The following is a 21,422-nucleotide window of genomic DNA, read 5'->3' on the forward strand; positions in this document are numbered from 1 at the left end:
CGCTAATTCAGTAAGCCTGGAATTTTGTCTGATCTTGAGGAAAAGGGGAAGCGTTAAAAACAGTTATCAATATAAAACATGAGAGATTTTTGTGCGGGAATGTGCAAAAATGCGCTATATCACTTTTTGTGTGGGAATAAAAAGGAGAAAACTTGATGAGTACCGACCTGAAATTTTCGTTGATTACTACGCTGATTGTTCTGGGCGTGATTGTCGCAGGTGGATTAACGGCCGCTCTGCACTGATTTCCTCTCTTCTGAGGGTGGGCGTCTCCTCTATTCTATCCCTCTCTAAAACGCAGAAGGCGTACCTTCTGCGTACTCAGACTTATGCGGCGAGATTTTTCGCAACAAATTCCCAGTTAACCAGCGCCCAGAAATGCTCCAGATAGTTTGGACGGGCGTTGCGGTAGTCGATGTAATACGCGTGTTCCCACACATCAACCGTCAGCAACGGCGTTGCATCCGTAGTCAGCGGCGTACCGGCATTTGAGGTAGAAACGATAGCCAGTTTGCCATCAGCGCTTTTTACCAGCCATGTCCATCCGGAACCAAAGTTTTTGATAGCGGCATCGGTGAACTGCGCTTTAAATTCCGCGAAGCTGCCAAAAGATGCCGCGATAGCATCAGCCAGTTTCCCGGTCGGTTCGCCACCGGCGTTTGGCGCCAGGCAGTTCCAGTAGAAGGTGTGGTTCCACACCTGAGCGGCGTTATTAAAGATGCCGCCTTCGGAAGTGCGCACGATCTCTTCCAGCGATTTGCCTTCAAACGCCGTGCCTTTGATCAAATTGTTAAGATTGGTCACGTAAGTCTGATGATGTTTGCCATAGTGATATTCCAGCGTCTCAGCAGAAATATGCGGCGCCAGAGCATCTTTGGCATACGGTAATGCAGGTAATTCGAACGACATTGCTTCTCTCCTTATTATTAATATTGCGCACGCACAATAACCCTGGTGCGCGTAAGGATAGGGTAGCAAATTGAGAGGTGGCGCAAAAGAAGAAGTTATCCTGTCGTTAAACGACAGGATAAAATATTAGCGAATTGTTTTAGGCGTCATCACCCGACGGGCGCCGACATAATGACGTTGCCAGTACTCTTCGTTCAGTGAGGTGATCTTAATTTCCTGACCGCTGCGCGGAGACTGGATAAACTTACCGTTGCCGACATAGACGCCAACGTGATCGGCGGTGCCGCGCCCCTGCGTACGAAAGAACACCAGATCGCCGTTTTTCAACTCGCTACGCTCAATGGGCGCCGCGTCACGCAGGTGATACATCTCATTCGCCGTTCGGGGGATACGGATCTTCACTAAATCTTTATAGGCATAATAAACCAGACCGCTGCAATCAAAACCGGTGCGCGGCGACGCGCCTCCCCAGTGATACGGTTTACCAATCTGATTCATGAGCTTGGACATCGCGGTTTTCGTCGCTTTTTGTACTTTTGCACGATGCGCATCGGCAATAGAGACCGGCAATGTTCCTTTCCCCTTCACGCAGTGCGGCTTACGGCCTTTACGCGTCGTGCATTTTTCCGTTACGTCGAGGGCGGCGATTGACGTGGGCGCGGTTCTGTTACGACGATGCGTCGTATGACGAGATTTTGTGGAGGCGGTGGTACGTTTTGGCGTAGAAGCGGAAGAAGAACGGCTGGTTTTTGAGGTTTTTTTTACGTTTTTTTTGCTGGTTTTACTGATCTTTTTCGTTGTGCTTTTCTTTTTATCTGCCGTTTTCGTGACATGAGAAACAGCAGGCGTCGCTTTGGCTTGCCTGGAAGCATGGGCCATTGGCGTAAAGGGGAGAGTAGTAAAAAGTAAAGCACAGAGCGTGATCGAGATTTTGTTTATCCGCGCCACTGAGCAATCCTCTGTTAAAGGCAGGCGATTCATGCCTGCGTATGATTTACAAAACCTGATAATTCTAATCTACAAAAGCACAGATTGGTAATTGCTTTTGGTTTCTGAAGCTGTGTTTCGTTAACAGATGTAAAAAAATAGCAATTAATGCTAAACACAAACGCGTTATCTACAAATCACTGCGCGGCAACCCGCTTAAAAGATATTTTGTATACAACTTATTCCCGCAGACGGTAAAATAATAAGGCATGATGAAAATGTTATTTTCCGTTGCCAGCCTGACCCGTTACAATGACAGGCTTCGGTCGTAAAAGTAGTTTAAGGAAGCGAGACAATGAGCACCACTATCGAAAAAATTCAGCGCCAGATCGCTGAAAACCCGATTCTCCTGTATATGAAAGGTTCACCGAAACTGCCAAGCTGTGGTTTCTCTGCGCAGGCCGTTCAGGCGCTTTCAGCCTGCGGGGAACGTTTTGCCTATGTTGATATCCTGCAAAACCCGGATATTCGCGCTGAATTACCGAAATACGCCAACTGGCCGACATTCCCACAACTGTGGGTGGACGGCGAGCTGGTCGGCGGGTGTGATATTGTGATTGAAATGTATCAGCGTGGCGAGCTGCAGCAGCTTATTAAAGAAACTGCGGCAAAATATAAAACTCAGGAGCCGGACGCAGAGTAATCTGTGAAAGGGGAAAGCGACCTGTAAAGGTCGCTTTTTTACCGCCATCGTGAGCAAGAGCGGCGTTGTTAGCCTCGTTATTTGTCCGTCGGCAAAGGTAACGGCCAGCCGCCCAGGCGCTTCCAGCGATTGACGATTTCACAAAACAGCACCGCTGTCCGCTCGGTATCATACAAAGCGGAATGGGCTTTTTCACCGTCAAACTCCATACCTGCCGCCAGGCACGCTTTTGATAACACCGTTTGTCCCAGCGCCAGTCCGCTCAATGCCGCAGTATCAAAGGTGACGAACGGATGAAACGGGTTACGTTTCAGCGAGGCGCGCTCTGCGGCGGCCATCATAAAACTGTGATCAAAAGTGGCGTTATGCGCGACCATAATGGCGCGGCTACAACCGCTGTCTTTGATACCTTTACGCACCATTTTGAAAATAGCGTGTAGCGCCTCATATTCACTCACCGCGCCGCGTAGCGGGTTAGAGGGATCGATACCGTTAAACGCAAGCGCTTCCGGCTGTAAGTTGGCTCCAGCGAACGGCTCCACATGGAAATGCAGCGTCGTGTCCGGCATCAGCCAGCCTTGTTCATCCATTTTCAGCGTGATGGCGGCGATTTCGAGCAGCGCATCGGTTTTAGCGTTAAATCCTGCAGTTTCAACGTCGATGACGACAGGATAAAAACCACGAAAACGGTCGCACAGACCGGAAAGTTGAGCGTTATCGGACATCTGAGTCTCTTAATACGAAAAAATGCAGCGCGTATTATGGCAAATTTTACGCCGGGATGCAGTAAAACAACGGGCGCAGTGACCTGCGCCCGGCGGGGGATCAGTTACCCAGACCGCGGCCTGCGTCTTTAGCTTCAATCAATTCGATTTTATAGCCATCCGGATCTTCAACGAAGGCGATGATGGTCGAACCGCCTTTTACCGGCCCCGCTTCACGGGTCACGTTGCCGCCGTTCTGACGAATGCGTTCACAGGCTTCAGCAGCATTGTCAACGCTCAGCGCGATGTGCCCATACGCATTGCCCATGTCGTAGCTCTCAACGCCCCAGTTATAGGTTAGTTCGATGACCGCTTCTTCCGTTTCCGGACCATATCCCACAAAGGCCAGCGAGTATTTGTATTCCGGATTCTCACTGGTACGCAGCAATTTCATGCCCAGAACGTTAGTGTAAAAAGCGATGGAACGCTGCAAATCGCCGACGCGCAGCATAGTATGCAATAAACGCATTTTCGTTATCCTTAAAATAGTCAAGATATTCAAAGTATAGCGGCGATGTGAGGCCGCTATCAATGAAATTACAGAGTAGGGTAGTCAGTGTAGCCTTCCGCGCCGCCGCCATAAAAACTTTCGGGACGCTGTGGATTAAGTTCCGCTTTACGTTGCAGACGCGCCACCAGATCCGGGTTAGCGATGTAATCGCGACCAAACGCCACGGCGTCAATCAGCCCTTTTTCGATCAGATCTTCCGCTTTTTCTGGCGTATAGGCGCCAGCGCCGATGATGGGACCGTGGAAACGCGCGCGCACTTTTTCACGGAATGCGTCGCTGTACGGTTCGCCGCCCGCCCAGTCTGGTTCAGACATATGCAGATAAGCGATGCCGCGTTTGCCTAACGCTTCAATCAGATAAAGGGCGTCAGCTTCTTCATTCGGGCCGTTATCGACATTCTGGAAAGTGCCGACAGGAGAAAGGCGGATGCCGATACGGTCCGCGCCCCATTCCTTAATGCCGGCATCAACCACCTCCAGCACCAGACGGGCGCGATTCTCTACGCTGCCGCCGTACCGATCGGTACGGTGATTAGAAGACGGTGAGAGGAACTGGTGCAGCAGATAACCGTGCGCGGAGTGCAGCTCCACCAGATCGAAGCCTGCCTCTCGGGCATTGGCGATAGCCTGGCGGAAATCGTTGACGATCCCGGGGATCTCGTGAGTATCCAGCGCGCGCGGCGTGGAAGTCTCTACGCGGATGGCCTGGCCGTTTTCGTCACGCAAAGAGGTGCGGGTTCCCGCATTGATAGCGGATGGCGCGACGGGCGCTTGTCCGCCTGGTTGCAGGCTGGCGTGTGAAATACGGCCCGTATGCCACAGTTGCACCGCCATATGGCCGCCCTGGGCATGGACTCCCTGAGTGATTTTTTTCCAGGCGGCGATCTGCTCATCGCTGTGTAATCCCGGTGCGCCGGCATAGCCTTTCGCCTGTGCGGAGATTTGTGTGGCTTCGCTGATGATCAATCCGGCGCTGGCGCGTTGACGGTAATATTCCGCCATTAACGGCGTAGGAATGTCGCCCGGTTCAATACTCCGCAAACGCGTCAAAGGCGCCATAAATACGCGATTTGTCGCCGTGATGGCACCCACCTTGAGGGGGGTAAACAGTTTTGCTGATGACATAGTGGCTCCTGATATAAGTAGACCGGTCGTCTTGTAATAAAGGAAATAAAAACGCCTGTTACTGCTCAGGCGTTGCAATGATGGTCTTAACATGCGCCAACGCATTTTCCAGCGGCGCGGCGCTACGGGATATTTTGGCCTGCAAATTGGCACCCAGCCACAGGGCATAAAGTACCTGCGCCTGTGGCAACGGCTGGCCGGTGAAATGTAAACAGTGGCTATTACGGCCATCTTCCAGCGCGCGTGCAAGCAGTGCCATGATCTCCTGCGCCCCTTTATCCATCGTAGAGCGCATATCCTCCGACAGATCGCAGACCTCCGCTGACAGTTTCACCGTCAGGCAACCGCTAATGGCGCCTTGCTGGCAAAACTGCTTTAACGTTTCCTGATACCAGGCGAGAAGACGATCGCGATGATTACCGGGACCGGAGGTGAAGTGCGCCGTAAGACGCTGATGATAGCAGGCGTAATGTCGCTCAAGCATGGCGACGCCGAAGGCTTCTTTCGAGCAAAAGTAGTGATAAAACGACCCTTTAGGCACCTGGGCGGTTTTGAGCAACTCGCTAAGCCCCATGCCGGTAAAACCCCGTTGCATACAAAGCTGCTCGCCGGTGGCCAGCAGATGTTCGCGGGTATCGTGTTCGGTTTGCTTATTCATGACAGGCAGTATAGTAGACCAGTCGGTCTACTGCAAGCAGAGTTGCCATAATGTCAGTTAGCGTCTTCAATAGTCATAAGCGCCAAACGTTGAGGAGGGGATGTGGCCGAGCAGTTGGAGTTTTTTCCTGTAGCAAGCCCATGTCGCGGTATCTGCCAGTCTGATGAGCGTGGCTTTTGTCGGGGATGTATGCGCAGCCGCGACGAACGGTTTAACTGGCAAAAAATGAGCGATGCCGAGAAACAAAATGTACTGCGGCTTTGTCGCCAGCGTTTCTTACGTAAAATACGCGCAAATAAGCCTCTCCCATCGGAAGATCCTCAACAACCTTCACTCTTTTAAACGCGGAATTGCGTATACTCAACCTCATTATTCTCTATGAGGAATCTGTTATGGTTCAGCGTGTCACCATCGCTCCACAAGGCCCGGAGTTTTCGCGTTTTGTCATGGGTTACTGGCGTTTGATGGACTGGAATATGTCCGCGCGTCAGTTAGTGAGTTTTATCGAAGAACATCTGGATTTAGGCGTCACTACCGTTGACCATGCGGACATTTATGGCGGTTATCAGTGCGAAGCGGCGTTTGGCGAGGCGCTAACGCTGGCGCCGCATTTGCGGGAAAAACTGCAAATCGTTACCAAATGCGGTATTGCGACCACCGCCAGAGCGGAAAATAGGCTCGGTCATTATATTACCGATCGCCGCCATATTATTCTGAGCGCCGAACAGTCATTAAAAAATCTGGCGACAGATTATCTGGATATGTTGTTAATTCACCGTCCCGATCCGTTAATGGATGCGGATGACGTCGCCGAGGCGTTTCAACATCTACATCAAAGCGGCAAAGTGCGCCATTTTGGCGTTTCTAATTTTACGCCAGCGCAATTTACGTTGCTGCAATCGCGCCTGCCGTTCACCCTGGCGACCAACCAGGTGGAGATCTCGCCGGTTCACCAGCCTTTGTTGCTGGACGGCACATTAGATCAATTACAGCAACTGCGTATTCGTCCGATGGCCTGGTCATGTCTTGGCGGCGGTCGTCTGTTTAATGATGAGGCTTATCAGCCGTTGCGCCAGGAACTTTCCGTTATCGCGCAAGAACTCAACGCCAGTTCTATTGAACAGGTGGTCTATGCCTGGATTTTACGTTTGCCGTCGCAGCCGCTGCCGATTATTGGCTCGGGTAAAATCGAACGCGTACGCGCCGCACTAGAAGCGGAAACGCTGTCATTGTCGCGTCAACAGTGGTTCCGAATCCGCAAGGCGGCACTGGGTTATGACGTGCCGTAATCGCCAACTCGTTGACTTTCCGTTCATGTTTTCGCTAGTGGTTTACACTTAACAGGCGACCACATGTAACGGAGGTTTTATGAAGCGATTAAGTTTAGCGATGGTGACGCTGTTGGCCTGTGCGGGTGCGCAGGCCGCCAGCGAGAAAGTAGAGATGAACCTGGTGACGGCGCAAGGCGTAGGACAGTCTATCGGCACCGTCGTCATCGATGAAACCGAAGGCGGCTTAAAATTTACCCCACACCTTAAAGCGTTGCCGCCGGGCGAGCATGGTTTTCACATTCATGCCAACGGTAGCTGCCAGCCCGCGATTAAAGACGGCAAAGCGGTTGCCGCAGAAGCCGCTGGTGGTCATCTGGACCCACAAAATACCGGCAAGCATGAAGGACCGGAAGGCCAGGGGCATCTGGGCGACCTCCCGGTGTTAGTCGTTAATAATGATGGTATCGCCACCGAACCGGTTACTGCGCCGCGTCTGAAGTCTCTTGATGAAGTGAAAGATAAAGCGCTCATGATCCATGTGGGCGGCGATAACATGTCCGATCAGCCGAAACCGCTCGGCGGCGGCGGAATGCGTTACGCCTGCGGCGTCATTAAATAACCTGGAGCCAGCGTTCCCTGCGCTGGAGCCTGTTCCAGCTGCGACAGCGAACAGTGTAAGCGCCAGATAATCGCCGCCAGCTCATGCGCGGCGGGTTGATGATGATGTGCGAGCGTGTCGCAGATACGCTGTAGTTCCTGTAGCGTGACGGCAAGCGGGCGTTGCTGCACGCCGCGCTCGCTCATCACATCGCGCAGCAGGGATATACAAATATCCCGCACCCGGGAAAGCGGATCGGAACGCGACTCCCAGGCGCGCAGCTGCCATACCACATGCGAGCAGTTCAGCAGTACCACTCCCCAACGTAATAACCACCGGCGCGCCAGCGCATCCTGGCTATTGCTGAGCTGACTGACGTGATGATAGGTCAGCGATTCAAACTCGCTTTCGCTATGGGAAGGGTGACGGCTAAGCTGATCGACGAAATCCCGGCGTAGCGCGCGGATATGGCGGCGGCTTTTTACGGCATCGGAACCGGGGCGCAAAATCGCAAACGCCAGCCAGGAAATCGCGACGCCGACGATCTTGGCGGTATTATCGTTAAGGAAGTCGGCGAAGTCGTACACCGGCGGATTGGTCACGGCGATGAATGAGCCCATAAAAACGATAAGCTGCCCCCACAGTCCCGCCAGCTTAGGCATCTGCAGTTTAAGCAGTTGCATCGTGACGAACAGCGGAAAAAGGAAAAGTAAGAATTGCCACAGATCGGTGATTTGCACCATCAGGCCAAATTTCACCACGAAGCTGAATAAGGACAGCAGCACTAAAGTACGCATCAATAAGGAAAGCGACTTAAACGGCGTGGCGACGATGGAGTAGAGGACGCAACTGATCGCCGCCAGGGTTAATGCGCCGGGCCCGGATTCCCATTGCGCGCCAATACTCCAGGCGCCAATTACCGTGAGCGTGCAAAAGGTACGCACGCCGCTCCAGATGGCCTCTGCGTTATCCGTATGCCGCGCAAGGCCGGGAGTGCGGCGGATATGGATTTGATCCACCGGCGCGCCGCTTTCGATCAGATATAACTGACGGCTGCTGCGCAGATATAAGTGGCAAAAATAGCGTAATCGCTGCCAGAACGCGAGGTGACGATAATCCTGTTCATCCTGCGGGCGTAGCGGCGCAATAATCCGCGCCACGGTGTAGCTGTCCGCGCGCGGTTTTGCCAACTCAGCTAAGAGTTGTTCAATGGCTTCGCGGCTGTTTTCCGGCGGCGTCGGCCAGTTTAAAAGCATTCTACGCAGACTGGAGATCACGCTGGTTAGCCGTAATTGCTGGTGTAACAATGCATTTAGCAATGCATTCTGGCGGCGAAAACGGTAATGACTCCAGAAGGCCTGAATACGCAGCAGGTTCATGGTCAGGATTTGCCCAATGACCCCCTCATGCGCGGAGCGGATGGCGTCGTTAGTCTCCGGCTGCCAAAGTAGACTGGCATGTTCCAGCAAGCGCGCATGCATGTTTTTCAACGCGGTGAGCAGGGCTGTGCCATCCGATGTGCTGGGTAGGATCATCATCATCATGCCGCCACAGAGGATGCCGACGATAACTTCACATACACGTGCCTGGGCGATATCCCACAACTGCGTGATTTCTACAATATTAACCATCGGGAACGCGATGATCGCCGCCGTGTAGCCGGACAACTGGAAAGCATAAGCGGCATTATTGGTAAAATGCGCGCAGGCCCAGGTACAAAAACCGATCCAGGCGGCCATGCTAAACAAGAACAACCAGGGCTCATTCAGCGTATGGCCGGCAATAATCAGCGCGGCGGTCGCGCCGAGTAAACTCCCGGCAATACGCCCCAGACTTTTACTGATTACGCCGCCTACGGTTGGAAAGCTCACCACTGCGGCCGAAGTCATCGCCCAGTAGGGCTCATCCAGATTGAGATAATAAGCGAATGTCAGCGCGAGACACATGGCAATGGTATTGCGCAACGCGTAACGCCACTGGCCGGAGGTCGCTTTAAACCAGGGCGTATTTCGCAGGGCCGGCAGGGAGAGTTTCATTACCGCTGTCCAATGGCTACGCTGCAGGTAGTGCCGGAGACGAGCGTGATATCCTGCGGCAAAGCGTCAAATTCGATACGTACCGGTACGCGTTGCGCCAGACGTACCCACGGTACGTTGGGTTTGATATCGGGCACTAAACCGGAGTCGCTTTCCACGCTTTGGTCGTAAATAGCGCGCCCGATACTGCCAACGTGACCCTGTAACTTAATATTGCCACTATACAGTGTTATTAATGCAGGTTCACCTTCGCGGATATGGCGTAGTTTGGTTTCTTCGAAATATCCCATTACATAAAATGAATGGCTATCTACCAGGGCGAAAAGCGGCTTACCGGTACTGGCATAATCACCGGTACGCGTGGAAAGGTTGGTCACCCAGCCGGATACCGGCGCTTTTACTTCCGTCTGGCTAAGCTGCCACTGCGCCTGTTTTAACGTCGCCAGTGCGACATCTACGCTGGCCTGCATCGCTTTAACATTCAGATTGGCGCTATCCAGATCTTCAGCAGAGATGTAGTTACGCGATAAATGTCGACGTCGATCGGCTTCATTATTCGCTTTTGCCAGATCGGACTGCGCTTTGGCCAACTGCGCCTGCGCGTTAAGTTCTGCAATATGGAAGGGCGTTTTATCAATGACAAAGAGAACGTCCCCGGCGTTGACGAACTGATTATCTTTGATATTGAGTTGGATAATGCTGCCAGAAACCTGCGGCGTTACGCTGACCTGTTCCGCGCGGATTTTACCATCGCGCGTCCAAGGCGATTGCATATAGTAATTCCATAACCACCACGCGGCCAGAACGGCGACGACGGCGACAATGAGAGTAGAAAAATATTTTATTGTTTTTAACGACATATTTACCACGCGATCAGTAAAACGAGGCCCAGACATACGCAAAGCGTAAAGAGGGAGAGATCCATTAACAGGGGATGCCAGATTTCATCAGAGTATATCCGGTCACGCAGGAGCCGGTGAATAAACAACCAGATAACGAACCCAAGCGCAAAGGCTTTAAAGAATGGCGGAAAGTAAACAGATGCTCCCAACATGAGATCTTGTAAGGGCAATCCTGTGGCGTTGAGTATACACTTCACAAGCAATGTTCCTTTGCGTCAGACGTTGATGCTTTAGTTTTAGCCAAAACTGAAGCTACAGGTGCCAGGTGCGCACTATGTCTGAAAAAATGTCTATTGGTAAGCAAATTTAGCAATACATTTGTTTTGAGAATACAAATACTGCACACTATTCTAAAATCAGCATAATAACTTAGCAAGCTAATTATAAGGAGATGAAATTGGAATCGCCACTAGGTTCTGATCTGGCACGGTTGGTGCGCATTTGGCGTGCTCTGATTGACCATCGCCTCAAGCCTCTGGAATTGACGCAGACACATTGGGTCACGTTGCACAATATTCATCAATTGCCGCCTGACCAGTCGCAGATTCAATTGGCTAAAGCGATAGGCATTGAGCAGCCATCGCTGGTACGCACGTTGGATCAACTTGAAGATAAGGGGCTAATTTCGCGGCAAACCTGCGCCAGCGATCGTCGCGCTAAGCGGATTAAACTGACCGAAAAAGCGGAGCCGCTGATCGCTGAGATGGAAGAGGTCATTCATAAAACGCGCGGTGAAATTTTGGCTGGGATTTCTTCAGAGGAGATTGAGCTTCTGATTAAACTTGTCGCTAAACTTGAACACAACATTATGGAATTGCACTCTCACGATTGAGGTGCAGGGGCATACGTGTGGCCATGTGACCACACGTAAAGCCTGGTTTAGCGTGGAGAGACAGTAACCTGGCTGCCGTTGCTGGCCAGCACGACACGCTGACCTGCCGAGAAACGCGTATTTCCTTGTTTCTGCACAACCATAATGGTGTTGCCATCGTCTTTACGAATTTCCAGTTCCACACCCTGGGTTTTATTCATTGCGCTCTGGACGCCCTGGCCCGCTACGCCGCCAGCCACCGCGCCTGCCGCGGTCGCCAGTGAACGACCCGTACCGCCGCCGATAGTGTTGCCGAGGAATCCGCCCAACACCGCGCCGCCGATAGCGCCAATCACGTTAGAATCATCACCGCCCTGAATTTGAACCGGACGAACGTTAACGATAGTACCGTACGTTACATTCTGAACTTGTTTAGCCTCGGATGCGGTATAAACATCACCCGAAAGGCTATCATTGTTAACACACCCAGCTAAGGATAACCCCATCAGTGAAACGGCCAGTACACGTTTAATCATTTATCCATCTCCTGTTCTTCACGAAACGCTATGTCAGCATCCCTATAGCTAAATTATATGGCATTTATGCAGTTAAGGTCATATCTTCTGCTGAAAGAATGTAAAAATCATAATCAGAAGTTAATTAACCAATCTTAAACGAAGTGGGAAGCAAGAAAAGATAGGTTATTGATATCCGTGGACGGCACGGCAAAAAACGTGACGCGGGCATCGCATTGCAAAATACGTTATGCCGAGTGTTAAGGCTTAACCCAGCTTAATAAGGAAGAGGTATGAAATCGGGCCGTTTTATTGGCGTTATGTCCGGGACCAGCCTTGATGGTGTGGATGTTGTACTGGCGGCAATTGATGAAACCATGGTTGCGCAACAGGCAAGTCTCACCTGGCCCATTCCCGTTCATCTGAAAAAAGGCATTCTCGATATTTGCCAGGGACAACCGCTTACGCTCTCGCAACTCGGCCAGCTGGATACCCAGTTAGGCCGGCTTTTTGCACAGGCGGTTAATGCGCTGTTAGCGCAACAACGTTTGCAGCCGCGGGATATCGTCGCCATTGGTTGTCATGGGCAAACGGTCTGGCATGAGCCGACCGGCGAGGCCCCGCATACGCTGCAAATTGGCGATAATAATCACATCGTCGCCCATACGGGGATTACAGTGGTCGGCGATTTTCGGCGGCGGGATATTGCGCTGGGCGGACAAGGCGCGCCGCTGGTGCCCGCTTTCCATCACGCGCTGTTGGGACATCCGACGGAAAAACGTATGGTCCTGAATATCGGCGGCATCGCCAATTTATCTCTGCTTTTCCCCGGACAGGCGGTGCGCGGGTACGACACGGGGCCGGGTAATATGTTGATGGATGCGTGGATTTGGCGACAATGCGCGCAGCCCTACGACAAAGACGCGGCATGGGCGAAAGAAGGTCAGGTTATTCTTCCATTGCTGCAAAAGATGTTGCGCGATCCGTACTTTGCTGCGTCGGCGCCCAAAAGTACAGGACGCGAATATTTCAACTATGGCTGGTTAGAGCGTCATCTTACGGCTTTCCCTGGCGCAGACGCGCGCGATGTACAGGCCACGCTGGCGGAGCTGACGGCGGTCTCCATCGCCCAACAGGTGCTGCTCAATGGCGGCTGCGAGCGGCTGATGGTCTGTGGCGGCGGAGGCCGGAATCCGTTAGTGATGGCCCGTCTGGCGGCGCTGTTGCCCGGTATCGAGGTTTCGACCACCGATAAGGCGGGGATTAGCGGCGATGATATGGAAGCGCTGGCCTTTGCCTGGCTTGCCTGGCGAACGCTCGCGGGCCTGCCGGGAAATTTGCCTTCCGTGACGGGGGCTACAGAAGCCAGTGTTTTAGGCGCTATTTACCCGGCTAACCCAATAACTCAGAGTTAACTGAATTTTTCCCGGACCCTATATCGGTAAACTAGCAAGGTCAGGAAGGGGCGTTTGCCTTCCAGAAGCAGGAGAGCTTTCGGGATATGCCTATGAAAAAGATCGCAATAATGTGTTTACCTGTGCTGCTGACCGGCTGTAGCGTTTATCAACAATTTGTTGAACGTATGCAAACGGATACGCTGGAATACCAGTGTGATGAGAAGCCGCTTACCGTTAAAGTCAATAACCCGCGTGAAGAGGTCAGTTTTGTTTATGACAATAAGCTGCTGACCCTGAAGCAAGGAATCTCGGCCTCGGGCGCGCGTTATACCGACGGGATTTATGTTTTCTGGTCGCAAGGCGAGAGCGCCACGGTCTATAAACGAGACAGAATTGTGCTTAATAACTGTCAGTTACAAAATCCGAAGCGTTGAGATTTTCAGTATGGGGGCGCACAATAGCGCCACCCACTGATTATTTCTGATCAACGCCATGTCTGATAACGACCAATTGCAGCAGATCGCGCATCTGCGCCGTGAATACACGAAAGGCGGCTTGCGTCGCCGCGATTTACCCGCTGAACCGTTAACCTTATTTGAGCGCTGGCTTGGGCAAGCGTGCGACGCCAGACTGGCCGATCCGACGGCAATGGTCGTGGCGACCGTAGATGACAAGGGGCAACCGTACCAGCGTATTGTATTGCTCAAGCATTATGATGAAAAAGGCCTGGTCTTTTATACCAACCTGGGAAGCCGCAAGGCGCATCAAATTGAGCACAATCCGCGTATCAGTCTGTTATTTCCCTGGCATATGCTTGAACGCCAGGTGATGGTGACAGGCAAAGCCGAGCGTCTCTCCACACTTGAGGTGGTGAGGTATTTCCACAGCCGTCCGCGCGACAGCCAGATTGGCGCATGGGTTTCTAAACAATCCAGCCGCATTTCCGCGCGCGGTATCCTCGAAAGCAAATTCCTGGAGCTCAAGCAGAAGTTTCAACAGGGCGAAGTGCCGTTACCCAGCTTCTGGGGTGGTTTTCGCGTGAGTATCGAACAGATGGAGTTCTGGCAGGGCGGCGAACATCGTCTGCACGATCGCTTTTTATACCAACGCGACGACGGCGCATGGAAAATCGACCGTCTTGCGCCCTAAAGATGCAAAAATCTTGTTTTAAGCACTGGTGCGGATGAATCCGCCGTTTTATGCTATGTCTCTTTCGCGTCTGGCGAAAAGTCGTGTACCGGCAAAGGTGCAGTCGTTTTATACATGGAGATTTTGATGGCAAGCAGTAACTTGATTAAACAATTGCAAGAGCGGGGGCTGGTAGCCCAGGTGACGGACGAAGACGCGTTGGCAGAGCGACTGGCGCAAGGCCCGATCGCGCTCTATTGCGGCTTCGATCCTACCGCTGACAGCTTGCATTTGGGGCATCTGGTTCCATTGTTATGCCTGAAACGCTTCCAGCAGGCAGGGCACAAACCTGTTGCGCTGGTAGGCGGCGCGACCGGTCTGATTGGCGACCCGAGCTTCAAAGCCGCCGAGCGTAAACTGAACACTGAAGAGACCGTTCAGGAGTGGGTGGCGAAAATTCGTAAACAGGTTGCCCCATTCCTGGACTTTGATTGCGGCGAAAACTCCGCCATCGCGGCCAATAACTATGACTGGTTCGGCAGCATGAATGTGCTGACTTTCCTGCGCGATATCGGTAAACATTTTTCCGTTAATCAGATGATCAACAAAGAAGCGGTGAAGCAGCGTCTGAACCGTGACGATCAGGGTATCTCTTTCACGGAGTTCTCTTATAACCTGCTACAGGGGTACGACTTCGCTTGTCTGAATAAACTGCACGGCGTTGCCTTACAGATTGGCGGTTCTGACCAGTGGGGGAACATCACTTCCGGTATCGACCTGACCCGTCGTCTGCACCAGAATCAGGTATTTGGTTTGACCGTTCCGCTGATCACCAAAGCTGACGGCACGAAATTCGGTAAAACCGAAGGCGGCGCTGTCTGGCTGGATCCGAAGAAAACCAGTCCGTACAAATTCTACCAGTTCTGGATTAACACCGCAGATGCCGATGTTTATCGCTTCCTGAAATTCTTCACTTTTATGGACATTGAAGAGATCAATGCCCTGGAAGAAGAAGATAAAAACAGCGGTAAAGCGCCGCGCGCGCAGTATGTGCTGGCCGAGCAGGTGACGCGCCTGGTTCACGGCGAGGAGGGGCTGGTCGCGGCGAAACGGATCACTGAATGCCTGTTCAGCGGTTCACTGAGCGCGCTGAGCGAAGCTGACTTTGAGCAGTTGGCGCAGGACGGCGTACCGATGGTTGAAATGGAAAAAGGCGCCGACCTGATGCAGGCGCTGGTAGACGCCGAACTCCAGCCGTCGCGTGGTCAGGCGCGTAAGACTATCGCCTCCAACGCTGTCACTATCAATGGTGAAAAACAATCCGATCCTGAATACATCTTTAACGATGAGGACCGTCTGTTTGGCCGCTATACCTTATTACGTCGCGGCAAAAAGAACTATTGTCTGATTTGCTGGAAATAAGGCATTAAGTAACAGGGAGTGAGAAATCACTCCCTTATTTTTGATGTTCAGGTAAAAAAATGAAGAATATCCTCGCTATCCAGTCCCATGTTGTTTTCGGACATGCGGGCAACAGCGCCGCCGAATTTCCCATGCGCCGTCTTGGCGCGAATGTTTGGCCGCTGAATACCGTTCAGTTTTCTAACCACACGCAATATGGTAAATGGACCGGCTGTGTCATGCCGCCCAGCCATCTGACTGAGATTGTCCAGGGGATTGCGGACATTGGCCAGTTAGCGCACTGCGACGCCGTACTTAGCGGTTACCTGGGATCTGCCGAGCAGGGAGAACACATTCTCGGTATTGTGCGCCAGGTTAAAGCAGCAAATCCGCAGGCAAAATATTTCTGCGATCCCGTGATGGGGCATCCGGAAAAGGGTTGTATCGTGGCGCCTGGCGTCGCAGAGTTCCATGTGCGTTATGCGTTACCCGCCAGCGATATTATCGCGCCTAACCTGATTGAACTGGAAATTCTCAGCAAACATAGCGTGAATAATGTGAATGACGCCGTGCAGGCGGCGCGTGAACTGATTGCTCAGGGGCCAGAAATTGTACTGGTAAAACATCTCGCCCGCGCCGGTTACAGTTCAGAACGCTTTGAAATGCTGCTGGTGACGGCACAGGAAGCCTGGCATATTAGCCGTCCGCTGGTGGATTTCGGCTCACGTCAGCCGGTTGGCGTTGGCGATGTCACCAGTGGTTTATTGCTGGTCAAACTTTTGCAGGGCGCGACGTTGCAGCAGGCGCTGGAGCACGTTACGGCGGCAGTCTATGAGATTATGATCGCCACCAAAACGATGCAGGAGTACGAACTGCAGGTCGTGGCGGCCCAGGACAGGATCGCTAACCCTGAACATTACTTCAGCGCAACGCGGCTGTAATTATTGCTGCTAAAAAGAGGCCGGATGGCGGTACAGCGAGCTATCCGGCAACATGACATTAATTCAGTCCTTCCGCTTTAAGCGCTGCCGCAACGGTCGGTCTTTTTGCGACACGCTGCATATAACTTTCAATATGCGTTAACCCGTCCATATTCAGTTTTACGCCATAGGCCCAACGCAATACGGTAAACAGATAAGCGTCTGCGATGGTAAAACGCTGGCCGCAAATCCACTGGTCGTCTGAAAGCGACTCATCCACATACTGCAATTTCTTTTCCAGACCGGCGCGAACGGCGGGTTTAAGTGTTTCCGGCGTGTCAGGGCGGAACAGCGGGGTAAAGCCTTTATGCAGTTCCGTTGCAATATAGTTGAGCCATTCCAGCGTATGATAGCGAGCAAGACTACTTACCGGCGCCAGAAGCTGGCGGTCGGGAACGCTGTCGGCGAGGTACTGCATAATGGCGACGCCTTCAGTCAACAGTGTGCCGTCATCCAGCAGCAGAGCCGGAACCTGTCCTTTAGGGTTGACTGCCAGGTAATCATCACCGTTTTCCAGGCGTTTTTTTGCGAGATCGACGCCATCAAGCGTAAAGTCTTTGCCAATTTCGCGCAGGGTAATATGGGAAGCAAGAGAGCAGGCACCCGGTTTGTAGAACAGTTTCATCGGTAACTCCTTTTTGCTGAGGTTTAAAGTATGGTAGTGCGGGGACGAGCAAAAAAAAAGCCGCTAACGCACAGTTAGCGGCCTGAATGTTGTTTCCCGGAAAATTAAACTGTAGCGGCTTTAGAGCCTTTTTCAGCGGTATCATCGTCCTGGGTCATACGGTTCAGCTTAGGCGCTGTCAGCAGCATCAGGACGGCGATAACGGCGGTTGCTATGCCAATCTGCATAAATACGCGACCATAGACTTCCAGGGACATCAGCGGGTCAGTCACGTCGCTCGGCACAGCCATCAGGTTGGCGACATAACCGCCGATGATGTTAGCGCCTGCCGTTGTCAGGAACCAGCTACCCATGATGAAACCCATCAGACGCTGCGGAACCAACTGTGCGACCATTGCCAGTCCCAGACCGGAGATCATCAGCTCACCGATACTTTGCAGGCCGTAGCTTGCGATCAGCCAGTTTACGGATACGATGCCGGCATCGTTCGCAAATTTGGCGCCCAGCGGCAGAATCAGGAACGCGCCGGAACACAGCACCATACCAATGGCGAATTTCATCGGCATCGGCAGCGTATCGCCCATCCTGTTATAAATAGCGGCCAGAATCGGGCTGCCGATAATGATCCAGAATGGGTTCAGCGCCTGATACTGTTCCGGTTCGAACGCGATACCGAGAATAGAGTGCTCGACGTTACGAATGGCAAAGAAGTTCAGCGACGTCGGCATCTGGCTGTACAGTACGAAGAAGATAATCGCCTGCAGCATCAAAATAAAGGCGACGATCATTTTACGGCGTGCCGCGCCGTGCATGGAAAACGCTTCTTTACCGAAGATAATGACGATGCCAAGAGCGATTACGCCCAGCACCATACGCGCGATATCCTGGTTGTGCAGCAGCCAGGTGGCGACCGCAATCAGAACGACAATACCCACGATGGTCAGCAGCAGATTACGGAAGTTGATCGGTTCAAAGTCGGGTTTGGAACCGTAGCTTTTCACCCAGCGCTGGCAGAAAGCAAAGTTAACGACGGTTATCAGCATACCGACGACGCTAAGCGCAAACGCGGTGCTCCAGCCATAACGCGCCGCCAGCCACGGCGTCGCCAGCATAGAGAAGAAGGAGCCGATGTTGACGGACATATAATACATCGTAAATGCGCCGTCGAGACGCGGATCGTCCTTCGCGTAACAGGTAGACAGCAGGGAAGACGGGTTAGCTTTAAACAGACCGTTACCCACAGCGATAGCCGCCATGCCCATATAGACGATGCCAGCGTCATGACCAGACCATGCGACCAGCGCATAACCGATAGCCAGCACCACGGCACCCAACATAATAACGCGTTTGGTGCCCAGAATTTTATCACCTAACCAACCGCCAATGGCGACCAGGCCGTACACCAGCGCACTGAAGGAAGAGAAAAGGGTGATGGAATCCGCTTCTGACATACCCAGTTGTTTTACCAGGTAGACGGCCATAATGCCTTGCAGGCCGTAATAACCAAAACGCTCCCATAACTCTATCGAGAAGATGAGATAGAACGCCTTCGGTTGTTTGAAAGCGTTCAAACTGACGCTTTCAGTTGGTTTTTTGTTTGCAGTAGACACTTTTACCTCTTTTTTACGCCCCGTATTAACAGGGATTGTCTGGCGCGTGATGAGTCAGACTCATCCGTCCGATTGTTATATTGGAGGGGAAACGGCAGGTAATGTTCACTATCTTTCCTCTCCAGACAAGAGCTTTGTAATAATCTGTTACATATAACTCTTCTGGTTGAATCGTCCGATGTCAGAAATGTTATCCAGCGTTAAATTTCTTCATTTGAAGAATGGCAGATTTTTACACTGCAAAAAGGCCATTAGTTTGGGTGAAAGGCGATATCTTCTGCTATTTAAGGTGAAAAGCAGTGATATAGGCCATTATCTGAAAAAATGGCAGAGTAATGTTTTGTAGTGAAAACGGGGCGTCAGTCTATCCGGTTGTAAATGTAACCTTAGATGTCATTAAATTTCACATGAAGTTATCAAAGTGATCCTGATCACGGATAGATAGAAATTTTTGCGATTAAAAAAATGATTAACCTGACGTGGAGGGAAAACGAAAGCACATTACATCAGAAAAAGGACAGAGACTGGAATGATTGATGGCTAAAATAGATCCAGGCCGAAGGTGGGAGCGCGCTGGCGTGACGGACGCACTCCGACCATATCAAATATCGACTTTTTCTTTGTATTCGCAAAGATCTTCAATGAGGCAGGAGCCGCAGCGGGGTTTTCGGGCGATACAGGTATAGCGGCCATGCAAAATTAACCAGTGATGGCAGTCCACTTTGAACTCATTCGGCACCACTTTCAGCAACTTCTCTTCTACCTGCTCGACATTTTTACCCGGCGCGAACTGTGTTCGGTTGCATACACGAAATATATGCGTATCAACGGCGATGGTCGGCCAGCCGAAGGCGGTATTTAGTACTACGTTAGCGGTTTTACGCCCCACGCCGGGAAGCGCTTCCAGCGCCGCCCGATCCTCCGGCACTTCGCCATTATGCTTGTCCAGTAAAATACGGCAGGTCTTAATCACGTTTTCCGCTTTACTGTTAAATAAACCGATGGTTTTGATATAGGATTTCACGCCTTCTACGCCCAGTTCCAGCATCGCGGCTGGTGTATTGGCGACCGGGTAAAGTTTGGCGGTAGCCTTATTCACGCTGACGTCGGTTGCCTGCGCGGAAAGCAACACGGCAATCAGCAACTCAAACGGCGACGTGAAATTGAGTTCCGTTGTGGGGTGCGGATTGTTGTCGCGCAGGCGCGTCAGAATTTCCAGCCTTTTTGCTTTGTTCATCAGACTTTCCCTGTTTCACCTGCCGGAACAGCGGAAGGCGCGGTTTCGGCGCGGCGTTTCTTCATTTTTTCATCAATAAGATATTTTACCGCCAGCATGAGCCCCAGGCCGATAAACGCGCCTGGCGGCAGCATCGCCAGCAGGAAAGGCGAGTCGGTGTGAAATATCTCGACTCGTAATACTTTTGCCCAGCCTCCCAGCAGGCTATCCGCGCCATCGAAAAGCGTACCATTCCCGAGGATCTCGCGCAGCGAACCCAGCACGAACATCGCGCCTGTCGCGCCCATGCCGATGGAAAAACCGTCCAACGCGGAAAGCCACGGTCCTTTTTTCGCGGCAAACGCTTCGGCGCGACCAACAACTATGCAGTTCGTTACAATCAGCGGAATAAAAATCCCTAAAGACTGATACAAACCGAACGCATACGCATTGATCAGCATCTGTACTGCGCTTACCACCGAGGCAATGATCATGACGTAAATCGGGATACGGATTTCTGCCGGCGTCCAGCGACGTAGTGCGGACACCGTAAGGTTGGTCAGCGTTAATACCAGCGTTGTGGCCAGACCCAGCCCCAGAGCGTTGGTTGCCGTAGACGTCACCGCCAGTAAAGGGCACAGGCCAAGTAGCTGCACCAGAGCAGAGTTATTTTTCCATAACCCCTGAACAACAATGTCTTTTATTTCGCTCATGGTTATTCTCCACAGGCGGTTAAATGGGGAAGCTGAGCGGGCAGTGATTCGGCGTACAGCCCGGCGCGTTTAACCGCATTCACCACGGCGCGCGGCGTTATTGTCGCCCCGGTAAATTGATCAAAATCACCGCCATCTTTTTTCACCGCCCAGTGCGTATCATTTTCACCGCTGATGGTTTTACCGCTAAAGTGGGTAATCCAGTCAGACAAACGGCGCTCAATTTTATCACCTAACCCTGGCGTCTCATGATGTTCCGTCACACGCGTCCCCAGGACGGTACCGTTGAAATCTGCGCCAACAATAAGCTGGATAGCGCCGGAATAGCCATCTGGCGCGGTGGCCTCAATGATGGCCGCTACGAGTTTATCATCCTTGCGAGCGATAAAAACACGGTGTGTGCCTTTGCCGAGGGCGGGCGCATCGACCAGATAACAGCTCTCTTGCAGATTATTATTGTAACGATCTGGCGGCAATACCTGATCGAACAGGGCATGCTGTTGTTGCAGCGCTTGTTCGTGGATGGTTGATTTTGTCATCTGATTAATCACCGCGGTCAATCCCGTAGAGCCTGCGGCAAAAAGCGCCAGCGTAATACCGTGTTTACGAATCGTTTTCAGCAT

26 protein-coding genes are annotated in these 21,422 nt (G+C 52.1%); 11 read left to right on the forward strand and 15 right to left on the reverse strand.

Annotated features, from left to right (window positions below; genetic code table 11):
* The first annotated feature begins 155 nt into the window (after nucleotides 1-155).
* Entirely contained in the window at nucleotides 156-245 is a 90-nt protein-coding gene (gene cydH, locus NBA72_RS01500) for a cytochrome bd-I oxidase subunit CydH (protein WP_000102277.1), read from the forward strand.
* Nucleotides 246-327: 82 nt separating this feature from the next.
* Here the strand turns inward: cydH and sodB are convergent, their stop codons facing one another.
* Nucleotides 328-909 (reverse strand): superoxide dismutase [Fe], encoded by a 582-nt coding sequence (sodB, locus tag NBA72_RS01505; RefSeq protein WP_000007299.1) that lies wholly within the window; start codon nucleotides 907-909, stop codon nucleotides 328-330.
* A 126-nt stretch (nucleotides 910-1,035) separates the two neighbouring features.
* Nucleotides 1,036-1,857 (reverse strand): C40 family peptidase, encoded by an 822-nt coding sequence (locus tag NBA72_RS01510; RefSeq protein ID WP_001520344.1) that lies wholly within the window; start codon nucleotides 1,855-1,857, stop codon nucleotides 1,036-1,038.
* Nucleotides 1,858-2,191: 334 nt separating this feature from the next.
* Here NBA72_RS01510 and grxD point away from each other — a divergent pair, with 334 nt between their 5' ends.
* On the forward strand, nucleotides 2,192-2,539 hold the full coding sequence (gene grxD, locus NBA72_RS01515; RefSeq protein ID WP_000108176.1) for a monothiol glutaredoxin 4: 348 nt from the start codon (nucleotides 2,192-2,194) through the stop codon (nucleotides 2,537-2,539).
* 77 nt (nucleotides 2,540-2,616) lie between these two features.
* On the opposite strand, the gene rnt is transcribed toward grxD, so the two are convergent.
* The 4 genes from rnt to NBA72_RS01535 all read right to left on the reverse strand — a co-directional run bounded on the left by rnt (nucleotide 2,617) and on the right by NBA72_RS01535 (nucleotide 5,596).
* Entirely contained in the window at nucleotides 2,617-3,264 is a 648-nt protein-coding gene (gene rnt / locus NBA72_RS01520) for a ribonuclease T (RefSeq protein WP_001282272.1), read from the reverse strand.
* Between the two features lie 100 nt (nucleotides 3,265-3,364).
* Nucleotides 3,365-3,772, reverse strand: coding sequence for a lactoylglutathione lyase (gloA, locus tag NBA72_RS01525; protein WP_001237787.1), 408 nt, complete (start codon nucleotides 3,770-3,772; stop codon nucleotides 3,365-3,367).
* 68 nt (nucleotides 3,773-3,840) lie between these two features.
* Entirely contained in the window at nucleotides 3,841-4,938 is a 1,098-nt protein-coding gene (locus NBA72_RS01530) for an alkene reductase (protein WP_000092935.1), read from the reverse strand.
* A gap of 58 nt (nucleotides 4,939-4,996) precedes the next feature.
* The gene (locus tag NBA72_RS01535) at nucleotides 4,997-5,596 is read right to left on the reverse strand and encodes a TetR/AcrR family transcriptional regulator (RefSeq protein ID WP_042947361.1); all 600 of its coding nucleotides are present in this window, start codon (nucleotides 5,594-5,596) and stop codon (nucleotides 4,997-4,999) included.
* A gap of 102 nt (nucleotides 5,597-5,698) precedes the next feature.
* Between NBA72_RS01535 and NBA72_RS01540 the strand changes: the two genes are divergently transcribed.
* The 3 genes from NBA72_RS01540 (at nucleotide 5,699) to sodC2 (ending at nucleotide 7,486) form a co-directional block, all read left to right on the forward strand.
* Nucleotides 5,699-5,938, forward strand: coding sequence for a DUF1289 domain-containing protein (locus tag NBA72_RS01540; protein WP_001538148.1), 240 nt, complete (start codon nucleotides 5,699-5,701; stop codon nucleotides 5,936-5,938).
* A 50-nt stretch (nucleotides 5,939-5,988) separates the two neighbouring features.
* On the forward strand, nucleotides 5,989-6,885 hold the full coding sequence (locus NBA72_RS01545) for an aldo/keto reductase (protein WP_000250721.1): 897 nt from the start codon (nucleotides 5,989-5,991) through the stop codon (nucleotides 6,883-6,885).
* Between the two features lie 79 nt (nucleotides 6,886-6,964).
* On the forward strand, nucleotides 6,965-7,486 hold the full coding sequence (sodC2, locus tag NBA72_RS01550; RefSeq protein ID WP_000826820.1) for a superoxide dismutase [Cu-Zn] SodC2: 522 nt from the start codon (nucleotides 6,965-6,967) through the stop codon (nucleotides 7,484-7,486).
* Here the strand turns inward: sodC2 and NBA72_RS01555 are convergent.
* The 3 genes from NBA72_RS01555 to NBA72_RS01565 are packed head-to-tail and all read right to left on the reverse strand — an operon-like array spanning nucleotide 7,462 to nucleotide 10,600.
* Nucleotides 7,462-9,501 carry an FUSC family protein gene (locus NBA72_RS01555; protein WP_042947357.1) on the reverse strand — a complete coding sequence of 680 codons (2,040 nt, stop codon included), beginning with the start codon at nucleotides 9,499-9,501 and terminating at the stop codon, nucleotides 7,462-7,464. The genes sodC2 and NBA72_RS01555 overlap by 25 nt on opposite strands.
* Nucleotides 9,501-10,361 (reverse strand): efflux RND transporter periplasmic adaptor subunit, encoded by an 861-nt coding sequence (locus tag NBA72_RS01560; RefSeq protein WP_024798049.1) that lies wholly within the window; start codon nucleotides 10,359-10,361, stop codon nucleotides 9,501-9,503. The genes NBA72_RS01555 and NBA72_RS01560 overlap by 1 nt, the downstream gene beginning before the upstream one ends.
* 2 nt (nucleotides 10,362-10,363) lie before the next feature.
* Nucleotides 10,364-10,600, reverse strand: coding sequence for a DUF1656 domain-containing protein (locus NBA72_RS01565; protein ID WP_000649755.1), 237 nt, complete (start codon nucleotides 10,598-10,600; stop codon nucleotides 10,364-10,366).
* A 194-nt stretch (nucleotides 10,601-10,794) separates the two neighbouring features.
* Here NBA72_RS01565 and slyA point away from each other — a divergent pair, with 194 nt between their 5' ends.
* On the forward strand, nucleotides 10,795-11,235 hold the full coding sequence (gene slyA / locus NBA72_RS01570; protein WP_000764554.1) for a transcriptional regulator SlyA: 441 nt from the start codon (nucleotides 10,795-10,797) through the stop codon (nucleotides 11,233-11,235).
* Between the two features lie 47 nt (nucleotides 11,236-11,282).
* On the opposite strand, the gene slyB is transcribed toward slyA, so the two are convergent.
* Nucleotides 11,283-11,750, reverse strand: a complete 468-nt coding sequence (gene slyB, locus NBA72_RS01575; protein WP_000597179.1) for an outer membrane lipoprotein SlyB — start codon at nucleotides 11,748-11,750, stop codon at nucleotides 11,283-11,285.
* A gap of 272 nt (nucleotides 11,751-12,022) precedes the next feature.
* Here slyB and anmK point away from each other — a divergent pair, with 272 nt between their 5' ends.
* From anmK to pdxY, 5 genes are all read left to right on the forward strand, one after another.
* On the forward strand, nucleotides 12,023-13,144 hold the full coding sequence (anmK, locus tag NBA72_RS01580; protein ID WP_042947353.1) for an anhydro-N-acetylmuramic acid kinase: 1,122 nt from the start codon (nucleotides 12,023-12,025) through the stop codon (nucleotides 13,142-13,144).
* Between the two features lie 86 nt (nucleotides 13,145-13,230).
* Nucleotides 13,231-13,560, forward strand: a complete 330-nt coding sequence (gene mliC / locus NBA72_RS01585; RefSeq protein WP_001132086.1) for a C-type lysozyme inhibitor — start codon at nucleotides 13,231-13,233, stop codon at nucleotides 13,558-13,560.
* A 58-nt stretch (nucleotides 13,561-13,618) separates the two neighbouring features.
* Nucleotides 13,619-14,275, forward strand: a complete 657-nt coding sequence (gene pdxH / locus NBA72_RS01590; RefSeq protein WP_001282334.1) for a pyridoxamine 5'-phosphate oxidase — start codon at nucleotides 13,619-13,621, stop codon at nucleotides 14,273-14,275.
* 126 nt (nucleotides 14,276-14,401) lie between these two features.
* Nucleotides 14,402-15,676: a tyrosine--tRNA ligase gene (gene tyrS / locus NBA72_RS01595; RefSeq protein ID WP_000168626.1), complete on the forward strand. Its 1,275-nt coding sequence runs from the start codon at nucleotides 14,402-14,404 to the stop codon at nucleotides 15,674-15,676.
* Between the two features lie 59 nt (nucleotides 15,677-15,735).
* The gene (gene pdxY / locus NBA72_RS01600; protein WP_000789736.1) at nucleotides 15,736-16,596 is read left to right on the forward strand and encodes a pyridoxal kinase PdxY; all 861 of its coding nucleotides are present in this window, start codon (nucleotides 15,736-15,738) and stop codon (nucleotides 16,594-16,596) included.
* A 58-nt stretch (nucleotides 16,597-16,654) separates the two neighbouring features.
* Here pdxY and gstA read toward each other — a convergent pair whose 3' ends face one another.
* The 5 genes from gstA to rsxG all read right to left on the reverse strand — a co-directional run bounded on the left by gstA (nucleotide 16,655) and on the right by rsxG (nucleotide 21,422).
* Nucleotides 16,655-17,260, reverse strand: coding sequence for a glutathione transferase GstA (gstA, locus tag NBA72_RS01605; RefSeq protein ID WP_000765727.1), 606 nt, complete (start codon nucleotides 17,258-17,260; stop codon nucleotides 16,655-16,657).
* Nucleotides 17,261-17,364: 104 nt separating this feature from the next.
* On the reverse strand, nucleotides 17,365-18,870 hold the full coding sequence (gene dtpA, locus NBA72_RS01610) for a dipeptide/tripeptide permease DtpA (RefSeq protein ID WP_000100911.1): 1,506 nt from the start codon (nucleotides 18,868-18,870) through the stop codon (nucleotides 17,365-17,367).
* A gap of 601 nt (nucleotides 18,871-19,471) precedes the next feature.
* On the reverse strand, nucleotides 19,472-20,107 hold the full coding sequence (nth, locus tag NBA72_RS01615; RefSeq protein ID WP_001030318.1) for an endonuclease III: 636 nt from the start codon (nucleotides 20,105-20,107) through the stop codon (nucleotides 19,472-19,474).
* A complete protein-coding gene (locus NBA72_RS01620) occupies nucleotides 20,107-20,799 on the reverse strand; it encodes an electron transport complex subunit E (RefSeq protein WP_001289628.1) in 693 nt (230 codons plus the stop codon). The genes nth and NBA72_RS01620 overlap by 1 nt, the downstream gene beginning before the upstream one ends.
* A gap of 2 nt (nucleotides 20,800-20,801) precedes the next feature.
* Nucleotides 20,802-21,422, reverse strand: coding sequence for an electron transport complex subunit RsxG (gene rsxG, locus NBA72_RS01625; RefSeq protein ID WP_042947347.1), 621 nt, complete (start codon nucleotides 21,420-21,422; stop codon nucleotides 20,802-20,804).

It is taken from the genome of Salmonella sp. NW1250 (assembly GCF_051812965.1).
GTDB lineage: Bacteria > Pseudomonadota > Gammaproteobacteria > Enterobacterales > Enterobacteriaceae > Salmonella > Salmonella enterica.